Genomic DNA, 22,499 nt, shown 5'->3' with positions numbered 1-22,499 from the left:
ACATCTGTTCAGGTGCAGGTACACCTATCTCCACGATGCGGGGCGGCATTCTCCGCTCGATCGCTGGCTCGGCGCCGGGGTTCTCAGGGCTCCGGCGCGCTCTGACCGATCCGCCGATGGATCGCTGCTCGGGCCGCGAGGCGCCGAGGTGCGCACCCGCGGCTCGGGGCGCGGTCGGAGGCCGTGGGCCCGCGGTGCGCATTTGCGTGTAGGTACACTTATTTCGATGGCCCGGACCGCGCGGCGGTGAGGGACGCACGACGTGCGTCGCCGCGCGCGGGGGTGGGCTGCGTGGAGAGGACCCATGGGCGAGTACTTCGTCGTTCCCTACTGCGTGAAATTCGAGGACAGCATGGCTTACGGGAGCCATCACTACCTCACCAACTTCCGCTTCCAGTGCATCGCGCGCGAGACGCTCTACTTCGCCGAGGCCGCGGACGGCACGCTCCCGTACGAGGACGATCGCGCGGCGATCCGGCTGCTCACCACCGAGGGCTACAGCCGGAACCTGGCGCCGGTCCGCGTGGGCGAGCGCGTCGCGATCTTCATGACCCTCGGCGCCGTGACGCGCTCGAGCGCGTACGGCTACTTCCGCACGGTCCGCTTCGACGGCGAGCCCGTGGCGTGCGGCTACCAGCGGATCGTCGCCGTCTCCGCGACGAGCGACGAGCTCGCGCCGCTGCCGCGATCGGTGACGATGCACGCCGGGGCCCTCGACGAGCAGGCGCCGCACCAGCGCTTCGTCGAGCTGGCCCTGCGCGGCGGCTCCGCGCTGCGCGAGCTCTTCCCCGAGCACCTCCTCCGGCACGCCGTCGAGGTCGCGCGGGGGCCGCTGCACGCGTCGCGCCCGCACCGCACGCGGTGGGGCGCGGCGGACGAGCCCGCGCGGGAAGGGGAGCCCGCGCGGGAGGGCCGCGAAGGCGCCGCGAAGGTCGCGCTGCTCCTGCCCGGCCAGGGCTCGTTCGACCTCCGGCTGCTGCGCGCGCTCCACGCGCGCTTTGACGCCGCGCGCGCGGCCGTCGCCGCGGCCGAGCCCGCGGCGCGAGCGCTGCTCGGCGCGTCGCTCGCGGCGCTCGTGGCCGGCGGCGAGGCGGAGGCACGGGGCGCCCTCGAGGCGTGCGCCGACCTCGATCAGCTCGGCACCCTCGTCCAGGACTACGTCGCCGTCGCGCTGCTCCGGTCCGCCGGGCTCGAGCCGGACGTCGTGGCGGGTCACAGCCTCGGGGAGATCGCCGCGCTGGCCGCGGGGGGGACCTTCTCCCTCGCGACGGCCGCGGAGATCGTGGGCCGGCGGGTGCTCGCCCTCCGCGGCGCGCCGCCCGGCCGCATGCTCGCGGCGCACACAGGCGCCGAGCGGCTGCGCGACGAGGTGCAGGCGCTCGGCCGGGACGACGTGTTCGTCGCGGTGGCCAACGCGGCCGACCAGGCGGTCGCCTCGGGCACGGCGGACGGCATCGCGGCGCTGGAGCGGCGGCTCGAGGGCGCCGGCGTCCGCGCGACCGTGCTCGCGAGCCGGTACGCCTTCCATTCGCCCCTGCTCGCAACGGCGGTCGGTCCGTTCGCGCGCGCCGTCGGGCGCGCCGACGCGGCGCGGCCCGCGCTGGCCACGTACTCGCCGATCGACCGCGTTCACTACGGCGAGGGCCCGCTCGCGCCCGCGCGCCTGCTCCCCATGCACCTCGTGACGCCGCTCGACTTCGGAGCGGCCGTGCGCGACCTCCACGCGGCGGGCTGCCGCACCTTCGTCGAGTGCGGCGGCGGCGGCACCCTGACCGCCCTCGTACGGCGGAACGCGCCGCCGGGGCCCGACCTGCGCGTGATCGCGACGTTCCGCGCCGGAGAGGACGTGGTGGCCGAGCACCGGCGCGCGGTCGAGGCGCTGCGCGCCGCTGGACATGCGCTGACGGCGGTCGCGCCGCTCCCCGAGGAAGACCGGGACGACCGCGGCTCGCGCGGAGACGCCGCGCCCGCGAGCGCCGCGCCGCCCGCGACCCCCGCCGCGCCCGCGGCGACCCCGGACGACGACGACGCCTCCACGGCGGGCGCCGCCCCGATCGCGATCGTGGGCATGGGCGCGGTGCTGCCGGGGTCCGGCGGCGTCGACGCCTACCTCGCGCAGCTGCGCGCGGGCACGTGCGGGATCACCGACACGGGCGCGCGACACCCGGAGCTCGCGACCGACTTTCTGAACCCAGGCCGCGCCGCCGACAAGACCTACAGCCTGCTGGTCGGCACGGTCGACGCGCTCGGGCCGTACGCCGAGCGGACCGGGTACGACGCGCCCACCCTCGAGCGGCTACCCAAGACGGCCCGCATGCTGGCGTGCGCGCTCGCCGAGGCCAGGTCGCAGGCGGCGGTGCTCCGCGACGGCGCGCCGCTGCGGATCGCGTGCCTCCTCGGGTCCACGGCGGACGGCTCGATCGAGCACGACGAGGCGACGCTGCTGCTCGGCGTCGAGCGGGCGCTCGCCGGCATCGCCGCCGGCCCGGCGGACAGCGCGGCCGTGGCGGAGGCGCTCGCGGGCGAGCTCGGGCTCGACGCGGAGCGGCGCGCGGCGTGCCGCGGCCACCTCGAGCCGCTCGCGCGCGTCGTGCGCGACGTCGTGCGCGAGGGCGTGCACACCGTCGTCGTCGACGCGGCCTGCGCGTCGTCGATGCACGCGGTGCACCTCGGCGCCGCGATGCTGCGCCGCGGCCTCGCCGACGTCGTGATCGCCGGCGGCGCCTACCAGCCCGGCCCGACCAACGCGTGCCAGTTCTCGCAGTTCGGCGGGCTCTCCGCGACCGGCAGCCGCCCGTTCGACGCGTCGGCCGACGGCGTCGTGTTCGGCGAGGGCGCCGCCGTGGTCGTGCTCGAGCGGCTCGACGACGCCCGCGCGCGGGGCGATCGCGTCGACGCCGTGCTCCTCGGCAGCGGCGTGTCGAGCGACGGCCCGAGCCCGTCGGTCACGGTGCCGCAGAGCCGCGGGCAGAGCCTGGCCATGCGGCGCGCCTACGAGCGCGCCGGCGTCGCGCCGCGATCCGTGCAGTACGTCGAGGCGCACGCGACCGCGACGCCGGTCGGCGACGCCACCGAGTTCCAGGCGCTCGCCGAGGTGTTCGCCGGCGACGAGGGCGCGCCGCGCATCGCCCTGGGCAGCGTCAAGTCGCTGCTCGGCCACACGGGCTGGACCGCCGGCGTCGCGTCGCTCATCAAGGTCGTGCTCGCGATCCGCGAGCGTACGCTCTTCGCGCAGCACGGCTTCAAGGCGCCGAGCGGGCGCATCGACCTGCCGCGCTCGCCGTTCGCCATCTCGACGGCGGCCGCCCCGTGGACCGCCGACGGCGCCCGCCCCCTGCGCGCCGCGCTCGACAGCTTCGGCTTCGGCGGCACCAACGCCCACCTCATCGTCGAGGAGCACCGGCCCGGCCGCCACGCGCCGCGGCCGCGGCCGCGCCATGAGGCCCGCGCGCTGTGCGTCGTCGGGCTGGGGGCCGTGTTCCCCGGCGCCGAGGGCGCGCCCGCGGACGCGCCCTCGGACGTCCTCGCGTTCGACGAGCGCGCGCTCCGGCTGCCGGCCCGCGCGCCGGTCCTCCCGGACGCCCTCGAGGCGATGGACCCGACGCAGCTGCTCGCGGCGATGGCCGCGGAGAAGGCGCTCGCGGCGCTGCCCGCGCGCGAGCTCGGCGAGCGCATCGGCGTCGTCGTCGGCCACGAGGGCAAGACGCGCCGCGGCGCGCGCGCGAACGAGCGGCTCTTCGCCGACCGCGTGGCGCGGGCGCTCCGCGCGCGCGGCGTGAGCCCTGCGCTGGCCTCCGCGACGGTGGGCGCGCTCCGCGCCGGCTCGCCCGCGACGGGGCCGTACACGCAGCCGGGCAACATGCCCAACGTAATCTCCGGGCGCGTCGCCAACGTCTTCGGCCTGCGCGGGCCGAACTTCGTCGTCGACACCTCCGCGACCTCGCTGCTCGACGCGCTCGCGGCCGCCGATCTCGTGCTCGACGAGGACTGCGAGGTCGTGCTGGCCGGGGCTGTCAACGCGTTCAGCGACGACGTCGCGCGTGGCGCGTCCGCGACCCGTGACCCGCGGCCGGTGGGCGAGGCGGCGCTGCTCGTCGCGCTGTGCACCGAGGACACCGCCGCGCGCCACGCCTGGCCGGTGCTCGCGCGCCTCCACGTCGCGACAGGCGCCGGGGCGGCGGAGGGCGGCCTCGCCGGCCGCGAGCTCGTCGTCAACGACCCGCGCGGCCCGCGCGCGCGGCTGCGCGGGGCCGAGGGCGCCGTCGAGCTCCTCGCGGCGATCCGCGACGCGCGCGCGCACGGCGCCGCCGTCGTGCGCTGGCCCTCGGACGCCCGCGCCGTCCACGTCGCGCCCCCCGAGGGGGTGCACGTCGCCCCGGCGCCCCCGCCCTCGGGCTTCGCGACGGGCACGCCGATCCACCGCTATGTCCCCGAGATCGCGCCCGTGCCGGCGTCAGGGCCGGCCGCGCGCGTCCCGTCCCGCGTCCTCTACGTCTGCACCGACGCGGCGCTGGCCGCGGAGGTGCGGCGCGCCGCCCGCTCCGCCGAGGAGCGCGCGCGCGTCCTCGAGCTCGCCGGCGAGGCGGCGCCCGACGCCGCGCCCGGGGCCCGGCGCGATCTCGCGGCGCCGGGATCCGGGGCCGGCGGCGGCGGGGGGCCGTCGATCGACGCCCGCGACGAGCAGCGGCTCAGCGCGTCGCTCGGGGCCCTCGCGCCCGACGACGTCGACGCGGTCGTCGTGCTCACCCGCGCCGGGGACGCGCGCGCGTTCCTCGACGGCGCGCCGGGCTCGTACCGGCCGGCGCTGCGCGCGCTGTTCGGCGCGGCGCGCCGCTACTACGACGCCGTGGCGCGCGGCGACGTGGCCTTCGCCGCCGTCGTCGTCGGCGCGGTGGACCCGGCCGGGCGGCTCGCGCCGGTGAGCGGCGCGGTCGGCGGCTTCATGAAGTCGCTGGCGCGCGAGCTCCCGGGCGGCGACGTGCGCGTCGTCCACACGGACGCGCAGGGCGCCGCCGCGGCGCTCGGCGCGCTCTTCGAGGAGTGGCGGCGCGCCCGGCCGGCCGCCCCCGAGGAGGTGGTCGATCTCGGCGGCGTGCGGCACGTGGTGCAGCTCGCCCGCGCCGCCTCGGAGCTGACCCCGCGCGCGGCCTCTCCGCTCGGCCCCGGCGCGGTCGCGATCGTCACGGGCGGCGCGCGCGGCATCACGGCGCAGTTCGTCGAGGGCCTGCTCGATCGCTTCGGCTGCCGCGCCGTGCTCCTCGGCCGCTCGCGGCTGGAGGACGCTCCCCCGCGCACGCTCGCGATGACCGACGCGGAGCTCGACGCGTACGAGCGGGAATTCTACGCCGAGGCGCTGCGCGAGGGCCGGGGCGTGCGGATGACCGCGCTGCGCGAGCGCTACGCGCGCATCCGGGCGGCGCGCGAGGCGCACCGCGTCCTCTCCCACCTGCGCGCGCGGGGCGGGAGCGTCGACTACCACGCCGCCGACGTGACGAGCGGCGCCGACGTCGATCGCGCCGTCGCCGCGGTGGCTGCCGCGTACGGCCGGGTCGACCTGATCGTGCACGGCGCCGGCATCCAGGTGTCGAGCCGGCTCACGTCGAAGTCGCTCGAGCTCTTCGAGCGGATCGTCGACACGAAGCTCGCGGGCCTCTGCTATCTCCGGCGCGCCCTCGCGCGCCACCTGCCCGCCGCCCGCCCGCACGTCCACCTCGTCACGTCGGCGTTCAGCGTGCTCGGCAACGACGGGCAGCCCGACTACGGCGCGGCCAACGAGGCGCTGAACCGCGCCGCCGCGTACTTCGCGGCCGAGGCGGACGCCGGCCCGTGGTCCAGCATCGCGTGGCTCGGCTGGAACGGCGTCGGCATGACCGCCGGGTCGGAGTACAGCGCGCTCGGCGCGGCGCGCGGGCTCCGGGGCATCGAGCCGGAGGAGGGGAGGCAGATCTTCCTCGATCTCGTGGCCGAGCGCCCCGCCGGCGGGGCCCATGTCCTGCTCACCGACAGCGAGATCGAGCGCTTCGCCCCGCGCATCGCGGCGGCGGGCGCGCCGGCGCCGCGCATCGCGGCGGCGAGCCCGCCGGACCGCACGTGGACGCTCGATCCGCGCGTCGATCCGTGGCTCTCCGACCACCGGGCGCGCTCGAGCGCCGTCGCGGCCGGCGCGTTCCTCGTCGAGCTGGCCGTCCGGCACGCGCTCGCGACGGCGGACGGCGGCGCGCTCGTCCGCGAGGTCCGCGACGTGCGCTTCCTCGAGTTCCTGCGCCTGCCCGACGACGCGGCGCGCGAGGTGCGTACGGTGACGACCCGCCACGAGCGGCTCGCCGGCGGCCGCGCCGCGTGCGCCGTCGAGGTCCGTGGCGACTTCGTCCACAGGTCGGGCGTGCTCCTCCGCGCCGACGTTGTCTTCGCGACCTGCGTCGTCGAGCTCGGCGCGATCGACGCCCGCCGCGACGCCCTCGCCCCGCGCCACGCCGGGCGCGTCGAGGGGCCGGCGGTCCGCGATCCCTACGCGAGCCCCGGCGCGCCGCTCCGGCACGCGGGCTGGTTCGATCACCTCGGCACCTTCGTGCTCGGCGACGCGCTCAAATCGGCCCGCTTCCGCGCCCCTGAGGACGGCGCCCTCGGGCGGCTGCGCGCGGCCGCCACGCCGTTCCTCCTGCTCGACGCCCTCCTGACGCTCGGCACGCTGCGCCGCGACGAGGCGGGCGCGTTCCCGGTGTGCGCCGCGGGCGGCGTCGATCGCATCCGCTTCGGAGCGGCCGCGAACGACCTCGCGATCCGCGACGCGGGCGGCGCGGTCCGGCTCGTCGCCGCGGTCCCGGCTGCGGCGGGCGATCGCGTCCTCGGCGCGTGGGCGCAGGCGCTCGACCCGGCGGGCGGCGTGCTGCTCGACGTCGAGGGGCTCGAGGGGCTCGTGGTGGGCCGCGTGGCCGCGGACGCGCGCGGGGCCGCGCCGGCGTCGCTGCCGCTGGGGGCGTCGTGACGCCGCCGCTCGCGATCGCGGTCGTCCGGGCGGACGAATGCACGGCGGCGCGCCTCGATCCCTACCTGACCGCCGGCGAGCGCCGCGCGTGCGCCGGCCAGCGCGTCGCTGCCCGCCGGGCGCAGTCCGCGTGCGCGCGCGTCGCCGCGAAGTGGCTGCGGCTGGAGCTCGCCGCCGGCCGCGGCGCGCCGCTGGTCTCGCTGGACGCGGCCGCGCTCGCGGCGCACCGGCCGGCGGACTACCTCGCCTGCGCGATCACGGGGCCCGGCGGCGGTCCCCCGCGCTTCGACGACGGCGCGTTCGCGCTGTCGCTCTCCCACGCGGGCGACCTCGCGGCGGCGGCGGTCACCACGGCGCGCGCCGTCGGCGTGGACGTCGAGCGGGTCGAGGCGCGCGCGGCGGTCTTCGCCGACGAGCACTTCACGCCGCGCGAGCGCCGGGGGCTCGCGCGCGGCGCCGCGGCGGGGGTCGATCGCGCCGCGCTCGAGACGCTGCTCTGGAGCGCGAAGGAGGCGCTCTACAAGACGGGAGCGCTCGATCTGCCCGCCCGGTTCTCCTTCCGGGACATCGACATCGCGCTCCCGCCGGGAGGCGTGCGCCTGGCGCCGCCCTCCGTCCGCGCCTTCGCGCTGACCGCGCGCGGCGGGCAGTTCTTCGGCCGGGCCGTGCTGACCGGTGCGTTCGCGCTCGTCGCGACCGTGCCGGTCTCTCCGGTCGCCGCTCTGGGATGAATGGCTCTCACAACCACGAGGTTTCGACGATGCAAGCTCAAGATCTCCTCGAACACGTTCGCTCCGTCTTCGTGCGCATGACGCGCTACCCCGACGAGGTCGTCGTCGCCGACGCCGACCTGGAGCAGGATCTCGGTATCGACTCCGTGAAGCGCGGCGAGATCCTCGCGACGCTGCGCGCGGATTTCGGCCTCTCGGAGGCGCTCAAGGCGAAGCCCGACGAGCTGCGCACGGTGGCCCGCGTCAGCGACTTCCTCTCGCGCACGCTCGCGGCGCACTCCGACGCCGCGCCGTGGGCCGACGTTGCGGGGGGCGGGAGGCATGGGAATGGCCACGCGGGGCTCGCCGGGCACGCCAACGGCCACGCGGGGCTCGCCGGGCACGCCAACGGCCACGCGCAGCCGGCCGGGCACGTCAATGGCCACGCTGCGGGCGATGGCGCGGCGAGCAGCGCCGCCCAGCCGGCGGGCCTGACGGCAAGGCCGTCGCCGGAGTCAGCGGGCGAGGCGCTCCGCGTCGTTGTCCAGGCGCTCGCGGACGTGACGCGCCACCCCGTCGAGCTGCTCGTCCCCGACGCGCGGCTCGAAGAGGACCTCGGGATCGACCGCCGCCGCCGCGACGAGGTCCACGCGCTCCTCCGGCAGCGCGGCGCCCTGCCGGACGCCCTCGCGGGGGCGCTCGACGAGGCCCGCACGGTCGGCGGCCTCGCGCGCCTCCTCGGCGCGACGCCGCCCGCGCCGCCCGCGCAGGTCGCCGCGGCGCGCGCGCCGGCGGCTCCCGTCGCGCAGCGCGCGAACCCGGCTCCTCTGGCAGCGCTCGCGGGCAAGACGGTCCTCGTGACCGGATCGAGCCGCGGGCTGGGCCGCGCCATCGCGACGCAGCTCGGGCGCGCCGGCGCGCGGGTCGTCATCAACAGCTTCCACTCGCGGGACGACGGCGACGCGGTCGCCGACGAGATCCGCGGCGCCGGCGGCGACGCGGTGCACGTCTGGGGCTCGGTCGCCAACCCCGCGCACGTCGACAAGCTCTTCGAGGCGATCGCGCGCGAGGTGGGCGAGCTGCACCACTTCGTCAGCAACGCGTCGAACGGCCGGTTCGGCCCCCTCGAACAGACGACCCCGGAGCACTGGGAGCTCGCGTTCCGCACGAACGTCATCGGGTATCACCAGTGCGCCATGCGCGCGGCGCGCCTGATGGAGCGCCACGGCGGCGGGCGGATCGTCGCGCTGTCGTCGAACGGGTCGTCGCGGTACCTGGAGCACTTCGGCGCCATGGGCGCCGTGAAGGCCGCGGTGGAGTCGCTCAGCCGCGCGCTCGCCGTCGAGCTCGCCCCGCGGAACGTGCAGGTCAACTGCATCTCCGCCGGGCCGATCTACGGCCACGTGACGAGCAACTACCCGGATCACGAGCGGATCCTCCCTTACTGGGAGTCTCGCACGCCGGGCGGCCGGCTCTGCACCGAGGAGGACGTCGCCGAGGCCGTCCTGCTGCTCCTGTCGGACGGGGCGCGGATGATCAACGGCGCGACCCTCACCGTCGACGGCGGGGGCTCGCTGTGCATCTGACGGCTGCGATGGTGGGTACCGGCCTGGTCTCGGCGCGCGGAATCTCGCGTGAGCTCGCGAAAGCTCCCTTTCAGATAGCGGAGAAGGAGGAATCATGATTGCCAATCTCTACCGGCAGCCCCCCGGCCCGGGCCCGCTGGCCAGCCTGCGGTACCTGGCGAATTTCAGGACCGGCGACATGCGCCATTACGAGCACCTCTTCGCGCGGTACGGCGACGTCGTGCGCCTGCGGGCGCCCGGCGCCGAGGATTTCGTCATGGCGTTTCACCCGAACGACATCGCGCATGTCCTCCGCGCCAACATCCGGAACTACCCCAAGGGCAAGCGGTATCACGAGCTCGCCCACGTGCTGGGCTGGGGCCTCGTGAACAGCGAGGGCGAGCTCTGGCGGCGCCAGCGCCGGCACGTGCAGCCCCAGTTCAACCACGCGAACACGCTCAAGCTCGTGCCTATCATCGTCGACCACATGGAGGCGGCGCTGCGGCGCTGGGACGCCCAGCCGGGGGAGTTCGAGCGCGACATCAACGACGACATGATGGACGTGACGTTCGGTATCGCGGGCGAGGCGTTCTTCGGCGCCGCGCTGCAGGCCCACACGGACACTGTCCGCGAGGCGTTCAAATACGCGCTGTCGATCGCGCTCAGCCGGATGTACTCCCTGGTCAACCCGCCCCTGTCCTGGCCGCTGCCCAGCCACCTGCGCTTCCGCCGGGCCATGGACCGCGTGCACACCGTGATCGACGGCATCATCGACGGCTATCAGCGCGGCGCGGGCGACGCGGACAACGTGCTCGTGCGCCTCATGAGCTCGGTCGATCCCGAGACCGGCGCCACGATGGACCGCGCGCAGCTGCGGGACGAGATCAAGACCATCCTGATGGTCGGGCACGAGACATCGAGCGTCACCGCCTCCTGGGCGCTGTACCTCCTCGCGCAGCACCCCGAGGTGTCCGCCCGGCTCACCGACGAGATCGACCGCGTCCTCGGCGGCCGGGCCCCGACGGCGAAGGACGTCGAGTCGATGCCGTACCTCGCCATGGTCTTCAACGAGTGCCTCCGGCTCCTGCCCTCCGTGCCGTTCATCCTCCGCAGCCCGCTGGAGGATGACGTCCTCGGCGGCCACCACGTCGCCGCGGGGTCGACGGTGGCCATCGTCCCGTGGGTGACGCACCGGCACCCGGAGTTCTGGAGCGATCCGCTGCGGTTCGACCCCGAGCGCTTCGCGAATCACCGGCGGAGCGCGGACGACAAGCTCGCCTACATCCCCTTCGGCGCCGGCCAGCGGATCTGCCTGGGCGAGTTCATGGGGCAGCTCGAAGGCAAGATCATGGTCGCGATGGCGCTCCAGCGGTATCGACTCCGGCTGGTCCCCGGCTTCGACCCGCGTTGCCGCGGCTTCATCTCGCTGCAGCCGGTGAACGGCATGCGCATGATCCTGAAGCGGCGGGAGCCGGTGAGGACGGCGCGCGCGGCGCCGGCGACTCGGGGCGAGCCCGCGGCCGCGGAGCCCGTCGCGGTCGCCCCCGCGGCGACGCCCGCCGCGAGGTCCAACGGCTGCCCGTACGGCGCCCGGGCCTGACGGCGCATCGGCCCTCAGGGCCGGAGTGCTTGTTCAGTGTGCGTGTGGATCAAAGTAGGCCTGCAGGGTGCCTGCCCCCGCTTCGAGCCGAGCGGCCTGCTTGAAGTAGCCGCGCGCTTCGCCGCGCTCGCTCGTGTTCATCATGGCGACGGCCAGATTGTAATACGTGTTCGCGTCGGTGGAGCCGAGCCCCTCGGCGCGTCGCAGCGCTATCAGGGCTTCAGCGTGCCGCCCCGCGTCGGACAGAACAGCACCGAGCGACGTCAGCGCATCGATGCAGTCCGGCTCCGTTTCGAGATGTTGGCGCAACAAGCGCTCAGCGCGATCGAGCGCGGACCTCCACTGAGCGGGATCCCTCCACGCGGCCTGATAGAGGCGAGACACTTCCGCGACCAGCGCCGGGGCCATGCGTCTGCTCAAGGTACCGGCGTTCAGCCGCGAGCGCGAGCGAAAGACCGCCCAGGTCGATGAGCGGTGGTCCACCGGCGCGCCTCACGACCCGGCGCGGGCCGCGCGCCCGCTCACTCCGCCGCCGCCGCCGCGAGCCGCGCCGGCTCCGCCGGGCGCGCGCGGTTCCACGCCGACGCGACCGCGGCGAGCGACGCCATGACGGCGCTCCGGTGCGTCCCCACCCCGAAGGTGCGTTTGCGCCCGACCGAGATCGCCGCGTACGCCACGGACTCGGCGCCTGCGCTCCGCTCGGCCGCCTGCTCCGCGTGCTCGTCCAGCGCGATCGCGATCCCGGCGTGACGCGAGAGCGCGCTGGCGAAGGCCTCGACCGGGCTCTTTCCGGCGGCGCTCAGCACCTGGGGGACACCGCGGATCTGGACGTGGAACTCGTGTCGTTCACCCTCGCCCTGGCCGCTTCGCCTGTGCGCCGTCACGCGCAGCGGCCCGCTGCGGTTCACGTACTCGCGCTCGAAGATCGCCAGGATCTCGGCCTTCTGCACCTCGCCCTCGGTCCGCTCCGCCCTGCGCTGCACCGCCTGGCTCAGCTCGATCGCGAGCCCCTTCGGCAGCGCATAGCCATGGTCGTGCTCGAGCACGTACGCCACGCCGCTCTTCCCCGACTGGCTGTTCACGCGGATCACCGCCTCGTAGCCGCGCCCCACGTCCTGCGGATCGATGGGCAGGTAGGGCACCTCCCAGACCGTGCTCCCGCTCTCGCGCAGCGCCTTCCAGCCCTTCTTGATCGCGTCCTGGTGCGAGCCCGAGAAGGCGGTGTACACGAGCTCGCCGACATAGGGGTGGCGCGGGTGGACCGGCAGTCGGTTGCAGTGCTCTGCCGTCTCCTTGATCGCCTGGACGTCGTGGATCTCGAGCTCCGGATCGACGCCCTGGGAGAACAGGTTGAGCGCCAGCGTGATGACATCGACGTTCCCCGTGCGCTCGCCGTTGCCGAACAGCGTGCCCTCGACGCGGTCGGCGCCCGCCATCACGGCGAGCTCCGCCGCGGCCACCGCGGTCCCGCGATCGTTGTGCGGGTGCACGCTCAGCACGATGCAGTCGCGCTGCTTCAGGTTCCGGTGCATCCACTCGATCTGATCCGCGTAGACGTTCGGCGTGGCCATCTCCACGGTGGATGGCAGGTTCAGGATGATCTTCCGTGACGGGGTGGGGTGCCACACGTCCATCACGGCCTCGCAGATCTCCTTCGCGAAATCGAGCTCGGTGCCCGTGAAGCTCTCGGGGGAGTACTCGAGCACGACCTCGGTCTCGGGCATGCGCGCCGAGAGCTCCTTCACGAGCCTCGCCCCGCGCACGGCGATATCGACGATGCCCGCGCGGTCCAGGCCGAACACCACGCGCCGCTGGAGCGTGGACGTGGAGTTGTAGAGGTGAACCACGGCGCGGCGCGCCCCGCGGATGGCCTCGAAGGTCCGCTCGATCAGGTCGGCGCGCGCCTGCGTGAGCACCTGGAGGGTCACGTCGTCCGGGACGAGCCCCTCGTCGATGATCCGGCGCACGAAGTCGAAGTCGGGCTGCGACGCGCTGGGAAAGCCCACCTCGATCTCCTTGAATCCCATGCGCAGGAGCTCGTGCCACATGCGGAGCTTGCGCTCGGGGCCCATGGGCTCGACGAGGGCCTGGTTGCCGTCGCGCAGATCCACGCTGCACCAGCGCGGCGCCCTCTCGATCACGCGGCTGGGCCAGCGCCGATCGGGCAGATGGATGGGCTGAAACGGCTTGTACTTGTGGACGGGCATCGTGGACATGACAGGACTCCCTGAAGGATGAAGATGGGAGTCGTCGCGACGACGATGCGAGGACCCCCACCGGGACAAGAGACCGAGGGGGCCGAGCTGCGAGGATGAACGTCGTCAGCAGCGCGCGCAGAGCCCCCGAGGCCGTAGGCCTAGGCGGGGGCAAAGGGAGCGCGCGGGCACGACAGACATCGCGGGGCAGCCTAGCGAACGTGCTCTTGCTTGTCCAGCGCGGCGGCGCGAGGGGGCTCTGCGCGCGCTGGCCGCGATCCGTCGGCTTCTTGCTTCGCGCGGGAGCACGACGATGATTTTGCTAAGGAACTTCGCGCAGCTGCGGCACGCCTCGCCAGCCGACGGCCCGACAGCGCTTGACAGTTCTCCGGCGACACGATGACTTCAGGAGATGAGGTTCTCCCTCACTTATCTTCTCGTCGCGCTATTGCCGCCGTCCCTCCTCGCCGCCGCCTGCACCCCCAGGGCCGACCCGTTCCGGAACCCGCCCAGACCGGCGGCCGAGGACGGGATGGGCGGCTCGGGGACCATCGGCGACCTGGGTGTCGGCGGCGGCATCAGCGGCGGCTTGACGGGGAGCGGATGCTCCGCGGACATGAGAGACGTCGTGGACGCCGAGGGGAACGTCCTCGGCGCGTGCCCGCCCCAGCTGGGGTGTTACCAGGGGCAGTGCATCCCCGCCTGCGAGGCCGCCGAGAAGGCGGGCGGCTCGATCGGTTGCGACTACCTCGCGCCGTCGCCGCCGTTCTTCCAGAACGATCTCGCCGGCTCCACGTTCAGCGGCGCGTGCCATGCGGTCTTCCTCGCGAATACCTGGGATCGCCACGCCAGGCTCCGCGTCGCTTACGACGGCGAGGCGCTCGACGCGACCGGGTTCACCTACCTCCCGAGCGGCATCGGTCCGAGCACCAGGTACACGCGCCTGCCCAAGAACGGCATCCCGCCGGGCGAGGTGGCGGTGCTGTTCCTCTCGCACCGGACGGGTGCATCGACCGGCTTCGACTCGCTCGAGTGCCCGCGGCCTCCCGCCGTGCTGGCCGATGTAGCGGTGCACAACAGCGGCACCGGCGCCGCGTTTCAGGTCGCGTCGGACACGCCCGTCTCGGCGTACGACATCCTGCCGTACGGCGGGGCGTCGAGCTTCCTCCCCAGCGCCTCGCTCCTGCTCCCGCGCAGCACGTGGGGCACCAACTACTACGCCCTGGCGCCGCACCTCCACGGCCTCGGCGTTCCGTGGATGATGCTCGTCGCCGCCGAGGACGACACAACGGTGGATCTCGTTCCCCCGTCGAGCCTCCCCGGTGGTCCCGGCGTCCCGGGCGCTCCGGCCAACACCGCCACGCAGATCCAGCTCGGCGCCGGCGATGTCGTCCAGTGGATGGGCGTCGACCCGAGCGGCGCTGTGCTCCAGTCGAGCAAGCCCATCGGCGTGTGGACCGGCAACACGTACCTGCAGGTGGCGACAAAGACGTCCCCGGCCGGCGGCGGTCAGGACGCCGCCCACCAGCAGATCGTCCCCATCAGCGCTCTCGGCGGCGAGTACGTCGGCGCCGGCGTTGTCTCGCGGCTGTCCTCGCAGGAGCCGGAGAGCGTCGTCTACCGTCTCCTGGGCGTGGCCGACGACACGACGCTGTCCTGGGATCCGGCGCCGCCGGCCGGCGCGCCCGTCACCCTGGAGGCGGGCGAGGTCGCGGAGTTCCAGACGACGTCGCTGTTCTCGGTGCGGTCGCAGGGCGGCGATCACCCCTTCATGCTCACGCAGTACATGCCCGGCGCCCCCGCCTGGACGCGCCCTGGCTGCGTGGCGGAGATCCCGGTCTCCGGCTCACCGTGCCAGCTCGGGGACGAGGAGTGGGTCATCCAGCTGCCGCCCGAGCAGTTCCTCGAGCGATACGTGTTCTTCACCGATCCGACCTATGCCACGACAAGCCTGGTGATCACCCGCGTCAGAGGCCCGAACGGCTTCGCGGACGTGGAGCTGAGCTGTCTCGGTCCGGTGACCGGGTGGCGCCCTGTCGGGACCGCGGGCGCGTTCGAGGTGGCCCACGTCGATCTGAGCCGCGGCTTCGTGGGCGCGACCCCCGCGTGCGAGACGAGTCAGCACGAGGCGAGCAGCGCGGGCGCCTTCGGCGTCACCGTCTGGGGCACGGACTTCTTCGCTTCGTACGGCTACCCCGCCGGCGGCAACGTCGAGAGCATCAACGACGTCGTGGCCCCGCCCGTCCCGCGTTGACGTCACCCGCCGGCCACGCTGACGGCCGATCGACCGCTGTCACGGGGCCTCGTCTCCGAAGAGCGCGTCCATCTCCAGCTCCACCTCCCCGAACGGCTCTGCCCTGACGCGCTCTCCGCGCTCGGCGGTGAGGATCAGCAGATATCCCTCGGACGTCCAGCGGTGGACTGTCAGCGTCTGGTCCTCGGGATCCACGATCCAGTAATGTGGCACCCCGCATCGCTGATAGACGCGCATCTTCTTCACCCGATCGTTGCGCGCGCTGGAGGGCGACAGCACCTCGCACACCCAGTCGGGCCGTACCGAGATCGGCGTCGTCCTGGGCAGCTCGGGCAACCTCTCCCGCCGCCATCCGACAACGTCGGGGCGATAGACCTGATCCTCTTCGAGCTGCACCTCGGCCTCGGTCACGATCCACCACCCGCCCGGGAGCCGCCCGCCTGGACGCCGGTCGTACGGATCGCCGATGCGGCCTCCGAGGACGCGCTGCGCCCTGCCGTGGGGGCCGCTGGGCATGGCCTTGCGCACGAGCTCGCCGTCGAGGATCTCGTGAAAGCGCTGCTCCTCCGGGATGGCCAGCAGATCGGCGAGGCCGGCCCGGGGCCCGAGCTGGAAGGCGACCGACATCCCGCCAGCATAGCGCGCGCTGCCGCTCGCTTGCAGGCCGACGGCGGCCGGCGCCTGTCCGGGGGTGGACGACGTCCCTGCTCCCGGGTGGCTCCGGCCACGGCGGGCGACCTGCCACAACTTCGCCACAACCTCTCCGCGTCCGTTCCTTGTCGCGGGCGCGGGCGCGCCTCGCCCGGGGGGTACTCCCATCGAGGCCTGCGGCGGCAGCGAGCAGGCCGAGCCTCCCGGGCGATCGGTCCAGGAGGCTCGGTCGAGCGTGCCGCGCAGCGCTCACCACCCCGGAGGTCCTGTGCACGCGCAAGCTCCCTGTCTTCTCATCCCACCCTCGCCGGAGCCCGGCATGGAAGCCGGTGTTCCCGGGCCCGCGGCGCCCCGGGACGACGCGCCGCCGCCCCCCGCGGCCGGCGCGGTCGCCGAGCCCGCGGCGCGCGCTGGACACCCCAGCTGGACGGCCGCTCTCCTCGTCGAGCGGCCGGCGGCCGAGCTCCGTCAGGACCTGTCCAGGTTCGGCGTCGGCGTCGGCCTCGCCTCGGTCTATGGCCTCGCGCTCGGCGCGCGGCAGGGCGGCATGTCGTTCGTCCACCACGCCGCCGGCGTCCCCGCGGCCATGGTCGCCGTCGCCTGCCTCGGCGTCCCCGCGCTGGCGATCGTCCTGACCCTCTTCGACGCGCCGCTCGACCCCGCGCGCGTCCTGTCGGCCACCGCGCGCGCCGCCGCGACGACAGGCCTCGTGCTCGGCGGCCTCGCGCCCGCCGCCGCGCTCTTCGTCGTCACGAGCGGGTCGCAGGACACGGCGGCGCTCATGGGGCTGCTCGGCCTCGCGGTCGGCGGCGCCCTCGGCGTGCGCGTCTTCCTGCGCGACCTCGGCGCCGCGCTCCGGCGCGATCAGGGCCTCTTCACCCGGTCCGGGTACACCGCGGCGCTCCTCGGGTTCGCGGCGTTCGCCGTCGTGCTCGCCCTGCGCGTCTGGTGGGAAGCGCTCCCGCTCCTGGACGGGGGTAACTCGTGAGCGCCGTCGTCCTGAGCCGCCTGCTCCGGGCGCCCTCCGAGGTGGCCGCGAGCTGCCGCGAGGACAGGGACGTCCGCGCCATCGCGCTCGCGTCGCTCGGCGCCATCGCCCTCGGCTCGGCCGTGTTCGGCGGCGTGATCGGGAGCTTCCGCGGCGACGAGCAGATCCTCTACGCGGCCGTCAAGGTGCCGCTCGCGATGCTGATCACGCTCGCGCTCTGCGCCCCGGCGTTCCACGCGCTCGCGGCGGTCCTCGGCCGACCCTGGCCGATGCGGTCCGTCATCGCCCTCGCCCTCGCGTCGGCGGGCCGCTCCTCGCTCGTGCTGCTCGCGTTCGCGCCCGTGCTCTGGCTGCTCATCGACCTGGGGCTCGGCTACCACGCCTCCTCGGTCGCCGCCTGGCTCGCCTACGCCGTCGCGGGCCTCGCGGCGCTCGGCGTGCTCGTGCGCGGCATCGGCGCGGGCCCGGGCCGCGCGCTCACCGCGGTCGCCTTCATGGCCGTCTTCTTCGCGATCGGCGGCCAGGCGGCGTGGATCCTCCGGCCGTACCTCGGCCGTCCGAGCGAAACGGAGGTCCCGTTCCTGCGCGCCCGCGAGGGGAGCTTCGCCGACGCGTTCGTGAAGAGCTGCCGCTCGGCGCTCGGGATCTACGACGACCCGTGCTCCCTCGAGGGGCACGACGACGGCCGAGCGTCGCAGCCGGACGGCGCGCCCGCCTATGCCAGCGGTGGGGACGCCGCGCGCGGCGGCTTGCCGGAGGGGGCCCGATGAGCCTCCGCGACCTCTCGATCCTGTACCTGATCGCGGGCCTCGCCTGCGCCGTGGCGGTGTACCGCGCCTCGCGCGATCGCGGCGACGCGCGCCGCCGCGCCGCGCTCTCCGCGGCGCTCTGCGTGCCGCTCTGGCCCATCTGGGCGCCCGTCGCGCTCACCGCGGGCCGCGGCGAGGGCGGCGGGCGACCGGACGCCGGCGCGGGCACCGCCGCCGCGCGCGTCCAGGGGGCCCTGCGCGAGGGGGTCAGCGCGTGCGCCGGCACCTCGTTCGAGGCGCTCCTGTCGCGCGAGGCCGCCTCGCGCATCGAGGCCGAGGTGGCGCGCGCCGCCGCCCGCCACGCCGAGCTCGACGCGCTGCTCCGCCAGGACGGCTTCGACGAGGCCGCCGCCGCGGCGCGCGTCGCCGAGATCGAGCGCGGCGGCGCCGGGGGGCGCGCGCTGGCGACGGCGCACCTCCACCTCGAGAACATCCGCCGCCTGCGGGCGATGCGCGACCGTGACGCCCGCGCCCTCGAGGAGCTCGCGGATCTCGTCCAGGCGCTGCGCACGCAGCTCGTCCTGGCGCGCTTCGCCGGATCCTCGGTCGAGGGCGTCGGTGGTATCGTGTCCGAGGTCTGGGCGCGCGTGGAGGGCCTCGGCGCGGCCATCGACGCGCACGGCGGCGCTGGATCAGAGGAACCGATCGCGACGTGAGCAAGCACATCCTGGTCGTCGACGATGAGGCGCGCATCCGCGAGGTCCTGCTCTACGCCTTGCAGAAGGAGGGCTACACCGTGACGGCGGTGGCCGACGGGCGCGCCGCGCTCGACGCGGCGGGGGCGGGGCAGGTGGACCTCATCGTGCTCGACGTCATGCTCCCCGAGCTCGACGGCCTGGAGGTGTGCCGGCGGCTGCGCGCCGCGAGCAGGACGCCGATCCTCTTCCTGTCGGCGCGCGGCGACGAGGTCGACCGGATCGTCGGCCTCGAGCTCGGCGGCGACGACTACCTCACGAAGCCGTTCTCGCCGCGCGAGCTCGTGGCGCGCGTGCGCGCGCTGCTCCGGCGGGCCGAGGCGCCGCCGCCCGCGCCGCCGCCCGCCGACGCGCGCACGGCGGTGCTCCGCCACGGCCCGATCGAGGTCGACACCGACCGTCACGAGGCCCGCTACCTCGGGCAGCTCGTGTCGCTCACCGCGACCGAGCTCGGCGTGCTCGGCGCGCTGCTCGAGCGGCCGGGGGTGGTGCTCTCGCGCGGCCAGCTCATGCAGCGCGCCTACCGCTACGACAACCTCATCACGGAGCGCACAATCGACACCCACGTTCGCCGGATTCGCGCGAAATTTCGCGTAGTTGGCGGTGATCCGATCGCGACGGTCCACGGCGTCGGCTACAAGGTGCACGGGGCGTAGCCGGGCCGCGCGATGCCGGGCATTGCGATGACCGAGCGCCTGCGCCGCGAGCTTGGCCGGATCCGTGTCCGGCTGCTCATCGTCAACCTGGTGGTCCTGCTCGTGCCGGTGGCGGGGCTCGAGTTCGCGCGCCTCTACGAGCGGCAGCTGCTCGGCTCGCTGGAGCGCGACATGGCGAACCAGGCGGTCCTGGTCGCGGCGATGCTCACCTCGGCGCTCGACCGGGGGCTCGAGCTCGACGCGCCGGAGCACGGCGACGTCCTGACCCGGGCCGCGAGGCACACGCGCACGCGCGTCCGGGTGCTCGACGGGGCGGGCGTGGTGGTCGCCGACTCGCACGAGAACGGTCCGCCCGAGGGGCCGGAGCCGGCCGCCCCCCGGCTCATCTCGCCGCGCAGCCAGGGTGGTTCGGGCCGGGGCCTCGCGGATCTCGCCGACGAGGTGCGGTCTTTCGGCGAGAACGCGCGTGAGCGCTGGCCCGAGGTCCCGGACCGCCCGGAGGTGCGCGACGCGCTCGCCGGGCGTCGCGCCGCGAGGACGCGCGTCCGGGAGCGGCAGCCGGCGGTCCTCCTGTTCCTGGCCGAGCCGATCCGGCGGCGCGGCGAGGTGCTGGGCGCCGTCTACGTTGTGCGCTCGACGCAGCCGGTGCTTGTCGAGCTGCACCGGATCCGCTCGGGGCTCCTCCGCGTCCTCTTGATCGCGAGCCTGTTCACCGGCCTCGTCACGCTGGCGCTCGCGTGGTCGATCTCGAGGCCGCTCGGCAAGCTCTCGCGCGCGGCCAAGCGCATCGCTTCCGGCGAGCGCGACATCGTGGTGCCCGTCTCGGGCAGCGGCGAGATCCGCGACCTCGGCGCGTCGTTCGCGGCGATGAACGAGCGGCTGGGGGCGCGCCTGCGGTACATCTCGGATTTCGCGGCCGACGTGGCGCACGAGTTCAAGTCGCCGCTCACGTCGATCCGTGGGGCTGCCGAGCTGCTGGACGAGGGGGCGGCGGACGATCTCGAGGCGCGGCGGCGCTTTTTGCGGAACATCGAGCTCGACGTGGCGCGGCTCGACCGGCTTGTCTCGAGGCTCCTGGAGCTGAGCCGCATCGAGGCCTCGAGCGAGGCGATGACGGTGCTCGACCTGGAGGCGCTCGTGGCGCGCGTCGTGGAGCGGTGCGCGACCCCCGGGCAGCCGGTCGTGCTGCGGTACGAGATGCGGAAGCGGCTGCTCCGGGCGCGGCCGACGGACCTGGAGACGGCGCTCTTGAACCTCGTGGACAACGCGGTGAGGTTCTCGCCGCCGGGGGAGGCGGTGGTGGTGACCGTGGAGGGCGGGGAGGGCGGGGGAGGTGGAAGGACGGCGAGGATCTCGGTGCGCGACCGGGGGCCGGGGGTGCCAGCGCAGCACCGGGCGCGGATCTTCGACAGGTTCTTCACGACCGACGAGAGCCGCAACGGGACGGGGCTCGGGCTGGCCATCGTGAAGAGCGTCGTCGAGGCGCACGGCGGGGCGGTGACGGTGGAGAGCGCGCCGGGGGAGGGGGCGCGGTTCGTTGTGGAGCTGCCGGTGAGGCAGTAGAGAGGGCTGGGTGGCGCTCCAGAGTCAACGTGAGCGAGACGGACCACCCGCGGCAGCAATCGTACCCTGCCCTGCGGCGAGGAGACGTAGCCCCTCCCGAAACACCTGGAAGGAGCGCGAGGTGTTCGCCTCGACGTCCATGTGAGGGGTGATTGCACGCGCGGCCGCGATCTTTGCCAACCCTGAGGGGAAATACCCAGCTTGCTGCAGGATCTGCTGGAGCGCCTCCCACGTCCCGCCCACGACGGCATCCGGATCCCGGAATCGCCTTCTTGAACCGACGCCAGGTGGTACGCCGGGATATGCCCGCACCAGCGCCGGGATGTCACCCAAAAACCACGCTTCGAGCTCCTCGATGGCAATGCGACAGAGAAGGGGCTTCGGCAGTCTCGCTTTTCGTTCCGCCTCGACGATCCTCTTCTTCAATGCTATGCAATCCTCGCGATCCCGGTCTACCAGGACGACAATGCGGCAGTCCTCGGCGAGCCATTTCGCATAACCCGAAAGCTTGGCCGGCAGGCGGTCCAGGAGCTGGGTCTTCCCCTGATGCGGGTGTAGCGTGAATGTGCATCCAGGCACGATCTTCGGTACGAGCTCATTCAGCGCAACCTCCGCAGAGGGCTCCTCCACGAGGATCTCGAGATGCATCAGTGCCGCTCCGAGGCCTTCTTCGGGTGCGCTCGGCCGACGCCAGATCGAAGCGGCCTCCCTGCGCGTACCAGCGGATCGCCTGCTTCGAAGTGGCCCTCGATCCAGAGCTGACCGAGCTTCGACCCAGAATCGATGAACTCGGGGATCCCAGGCATGTTCGCCGCACGCTGGGTCTGCGTGTATCCGTGTTCGTCGCGGTACACGACGCGGAGCTCCCTGGGATTCAAGGCGTCCACGAAGAACGGTGAGTGCGTGGTGACGAACAATTGGCTCTTCTCCGACGCAACTCGGCACTCCTCGGCGAGCTCGGGTAGAAGTCTGGGGTGAAGGAAGTTCTCGGGCTCCTCGATGCCGATGAGGGGCCACGGCTCCGGGTCGTATAGCACGGTGAGGTACGCAAGCATCTTCAGGGTCCCGTCCGACGCGAAGCGCGCCTGGATCGGCTCCGCAAACGGCGCGTCTTTGAGCTGGAGGAGGAGCCGGCCATCCTCGAGCACGCGGGCATCGACTTTGTCGAGCTGAGGGACACGACTGCGAAGGATTGCGAGGATCTCATCCAGCCGCTCTGGATGCAGCTCGCGCAGGTACTGCACCACATTCGCGAGGTTATCGCCAGTCTGGGAGAGCCGCTCCTGTGGACCAGCTTCGGGCGAATTTCGCGCGCCGGACGTGGTGGTCGTGAGATACGAGAGATACCAGCCCGTGATAAAATTTCGCAGTGCGACCACGCGTGGGTGGCTCTTGAATTGCCCGAGGGTGTTGACGGCGAGCACCTCGGCGGATGCCAGACGTTCCTCGGTTCGACCGCCGCCTGCGTCCGGCCGTTCGCCGCCGATGACGTAGCCCTCGCCATATTTGAAATCGAGAAACCTGAAATTATTTGGGTGTAGATCCTTGGCGACGACAAAAGTCCGTGCGCTTTCATGGTGTTGCGCCGAAGGCGCGGTCCCTGGGACCGCGCCCCTATCACATCGACGCAGACGCCCGTCGACGTAGCCGGTGGACTTGGCCCCCCTGCGACGTTGATGCCGTGCACTTATCCGCCGGCCCAAGCGCGAAGCCGCAGCCCAGGTTCGGCCGCGAGAGGTGAAAGAATCCGGGCGCGGGCGAGGCCACATTCGACGGATTGACGATCGTATACTTCGCCACAGGTGATAATTCCGGGCGCGAAAATGCA

At 73.8% G+C, this 22,499-nt stretch carries 14 protein-coding genes and 1 pseudogene; 10 read left to right on the top strand and 5 right to left on the bottom strand.

The features are described from left to right. Nucleotides 1-304: 304 nt before the first annotated feature. The 4 genes from WMF17_RS25180 (at nucleotide 305) to WMF17_RS25165 (ending at nucleotide 10,860) form a co-directional block, all read left to right on the top strand. On the top strand, nucleotides 305-6,985 hold the full coding sequence (locus WMF17_RS25180; protein WP_437643653.1) for an SDR family NAD(P)-dependent oxidoreductase: 6,681 nt from the start codon (nucleotides 305-307) through the stop codon (nucleotides 6,983-6,985). Further along, nucleotides 6,982-7,716, top strand: a complete 735-nt coding sequence (locus WMF17_RS25175) for a 4'-phosphopantetheinyl transferase family protein (protein ID WP_437595684.1) — start codon at nucleotides 6,982-6,984, stop codon at nucleotides 7,714-7,716. Before WMF17_RS25180 ends, WMF17_RS25175 begins: the two co-directional genes overlap by 4 nt. A 29-nt stretch (nucleotides 7,717-7,745) precedes the next feature. Further along, the gene (locus tag WMF17_RS25170) at nucleotides 7,746-9,281 is read left to right on the top strand and encodes an SDR family oxidoreductase (protein ID WP_437643651.1); all 1,536 of its coding nucleotides are present in this window, start codon (nucleotides 7,746-7,748) and stop codon (nucleotides 9,279-9,281) included. A 94-nt stretch (nucleotides 9,282-9,375) separates the two neighbouring features. Further along, entirely contained in the window at nucleotides 9,376-10,860 is a 1,485-nt protein-coding gene (locus tag WMF17_RS25165; protein WP_437643649.1) for a cytochrome P450, read from the top strand. A 33-nt stretch (nucleotides 10,861-10,893) separates the two neighbouring features. Here the strand turns inward: WMF17_RS25165 and WMF17_RS25160 are convergent, their stop codons facing one another. Together WMF17_RS25160 and leuA are read right to left on the bottom strand one after the other, a co-directional pair. Further along, complete coding sequence (locus WMF17_RS25160; protein ID WP_437595681.1) at nucleotides 10,894-11,268, bottom strand: UDP-N-acetylglucosamine-peptide N-acetylglucosaminyltransferase; 375 nt, start codon at nucleotides 11,266-11,268, stop codon at nucleotides 10,894-10,896. A 113-nt stretch (nucleotides 11,269-11,381) separates the two neighbouring features. After that, nucleotides 11,382-13,076: a 2-isopropylmalate synthase gene (gene leuA / locus WMF17_RS25155; protein WP_437595679.1), complete on the bottom strand. Its 1,695-nt coding sequence runs from the start codon at nucleotides 13,074-13,076 to the stop codon at nucleotides 11,382-11,384. Nucleotides 13,077-13,467: 391 nt separating this feature from the next. Here leuA and WMF17_RS25150 point away from each other — a divergent pair, with 391 nt between their 5' ends. Further along, entirely contained in the window at nucleotides 13,468-15,309 is a 1,842-nt protein-coding gene (locus tag WMF17_RS25150) for an IgGFc-binding protein (protein ID WP_437595678.1), read from the top strand. Nucleotides 15,310-15,348: 39 nt separating this feature from the next. On the opposite strand, the gene WMF17_RS25145 is transcribed toward WMF17_RS25150, so the two are convergent. Further along, nucleotides 15,349-15,936 carry a Uma2 family endonuclease gene (locus WMF17_RS25145; protein WP_437651386.1) on the bottom strand — a complete coding sequence of 196 codons (588 nt, stop codon included), beginning with the start codon at nucleotides 15,934-15,936 and terminating at the stop codon, nucleotides 15,349-15,351. Between the two features lie 343 nt (nucleotides 15,937-16,279). Between WMF17_RS25145 and WMF17_RS25140 the strand changes: the two genes are divergently transcribed. The 5 genes from WMF17_RS25140 to WMF17_RS25120 are packed head-to-tail and all read left to right on the top strand — an operon-like array spanning nucleotide 16,280 to nucleotide 20,671. Then, complete coding sequence (locus WMF17_RS25140) at nucleotides 16,280-16,948, top strand: hypothetical protein (protein WP_437643647.1); 669 nt, start codon at nucleotides 16,280-16,282, stop codon at nucleotides 16,946-16,948. Beyond that, the gene (locus WMF17_RS25135) at nucleotides 16,945-17,718 is read left to right on the top strand and encodes a hypothetical protein (protein WP_437643645.1); all 774 of its coding nucleotides are present in this window, start codon (nucleotides 16,945-16,947) and stop codon (nucleotides 17,716-17,718) included. The genes WMF17_RS25140 and WMF17_RS25135 overlap by 4 nt, the downstream gene beginning before the upstream one ends. Continuing rightward, nucleotides 17,715-18,413, top strand: coding sequence for a hypothetical protein (locus WMF17_RS25130; RefSeq protein WP_437643643.1), 699 nt, complete (start codon nucleotides 17,715-17,717; stop codon nucleotides 18,411-18,413). The genes WMF17_RS25135 and WMF17_RS25130 overlap by 4 nt, the downstream gene beginning before the upstream one ends. Beyond that, entirely contained in the window at nucleotides 18,410-19,108 is a 699-nt protein-coding gene (locus WMF17_RS25125; RefSeq protein ID WP_437643641.1) for a response regulator, read from the top strand. Before WMF17_RS25130 ends, WMF17_RS25125 begins: the two co-directional genes overlap by 4 nt. A 12-nt stretch (nucleotides 19,109-19,120) precedes the next feature. Further along, nucleotides 19,121-20,671 carry a sensor histidine kinase gene (locus tag WMF17_RS25120; protein ID WP_437643640.1) on the top strand — a complete coding sequence of 517 codons (1,551 nt, stop codon included), beginning with the start codon at nucleotides 19,121-19,123 and terminating at the stop codon, nucleotides 20,669-20,671. 24 nt (nucleotides 20,672-20,695) lie between these two features. On the opposite strand, the gene WMF17_RS25115 is transcribed toward WMF17_RS25120, so the two are convergent. Both WMF17_RS25115 and WMF17_RS25110 read right to left on the bottom strand, forming a co-directional pair. Beyond that, nucleotides 20,696-21,319, bottom strand: coding sequence for a DUF4276 family protein (locus tag WMF17_RS25115; protein WP_437643638.1), 624 nt, complete (start codon nucleotides 21,317-21,319; stop codon nucleotides 20,696-20,698). Beyond that, nucleotides 21,319-22,197, bottom strand: a pseudogene (locus WMF17_RS25110) (AAA family ATPase); the annotation flags it as partial. The pseudogene WMF17_RS25110 and the gene WMF17_RS25115, both read right to left, overlap by 1 nt. Between the last annotated feature and the right edge of the window lie 302 nt (nucleotides 22,198-22,499).

It is taken from the genome of Sorangium sp. So ce362 (genome assembly GCF_051519845.1).
Taxonomy (GTDB): Bacteria; Myxococcota_A; Polyangia; order Polyangiales; family Polyangiaceae; genus Sorangium.
The sequence above is the reverse complement of the archived record's forward strand: the minus strand, read 5'-3'. Positions and strand labels throughout refer to the sequence as shown.

Excerpts from the sequence above, each read along its gene's own strand:
- WMF17_RS25170 (WP_437643651.1), top strand. The coding sequence starts at position 7,746 with ATGCAAGCTCAAGATCTCCTCGAACACGTTCGCTCCGTCTTCGTGCGC.
- WMF17_RS25130 (WP_437643643.1), top strand. The coding sequence starts at position 17,715 with ATGAGCCTCCGCGACCTCTCGATCCTGTACCTGATCGCGGGCCTCGCC.
- leuA (WP_437595679.1), bottom strand. The coding sequence starts at position 13,076 with ATGTCCACGATGCCCGTCCACAAGTACAAGCCGTTTCAGCCCATCCAT.
- WMF17_RS25115 (WP_437643638.1), bottom strand. The coding sequence starts at position 21,319 with ATGCATCTCGAGATCCTCGTGGAGGAGCCCTCTGCGGAGGTTGCGCTG.
- WMF17_RS25165 (WP_437643649.1), top strand. The coding sequence starts at position 9,376 with ATGATTGCCAATCTCTACCGGCAGCCCCCCGGCCCGGGCCCGCTGGCC.
- WMF17_RS25120 (WP_437643640.1), top strand. The coding sequence starts at position 19,121 with ATGCCGGGCATTGCGATGACCGAGCGCCTGCGCCGCGAGCTTGGCCGG.
- WMF17_RS25145 (WP_437651386.1), bottom strand. The coding sequence starts at position 15,936 with ATGTCGGTCGCCTTCCAGCTCGGGCCCCGGGCCGGCCTCGCCGATCTG.
- WMF17_RS25140 (WP_437643647.1), top strand. The coding sequence starts at position 16,280 with ATGGAAGCCGGTGTTCCCGGGCCCGCGGCGCCCCGGGACGACGCGCCG.
- WMF17_RS25150 (WP_437595678.1), top strand. The coding sequence starts at position 13,468 with ATGAGGTTCTCCCTCACTTATCTTCTCGTCGCGCTATTGCCGCCGTCC.
- WMF17_RS25160 (WP_437595681.1), bottom strand. The coding sequence starts at position 11,268 with ATGGCCCCGGCGCTGGTCGCGGAAGTGTCTCGCCTCTATCAGGCCGCG.
- WMF17_RS25180 (WP_437643653.1), top strand. The coding sequence starts at position 305 with ATGGGCGAGTACTTCGTCGTTCCCTACTGCGTGAAATTCGAGGACAGC.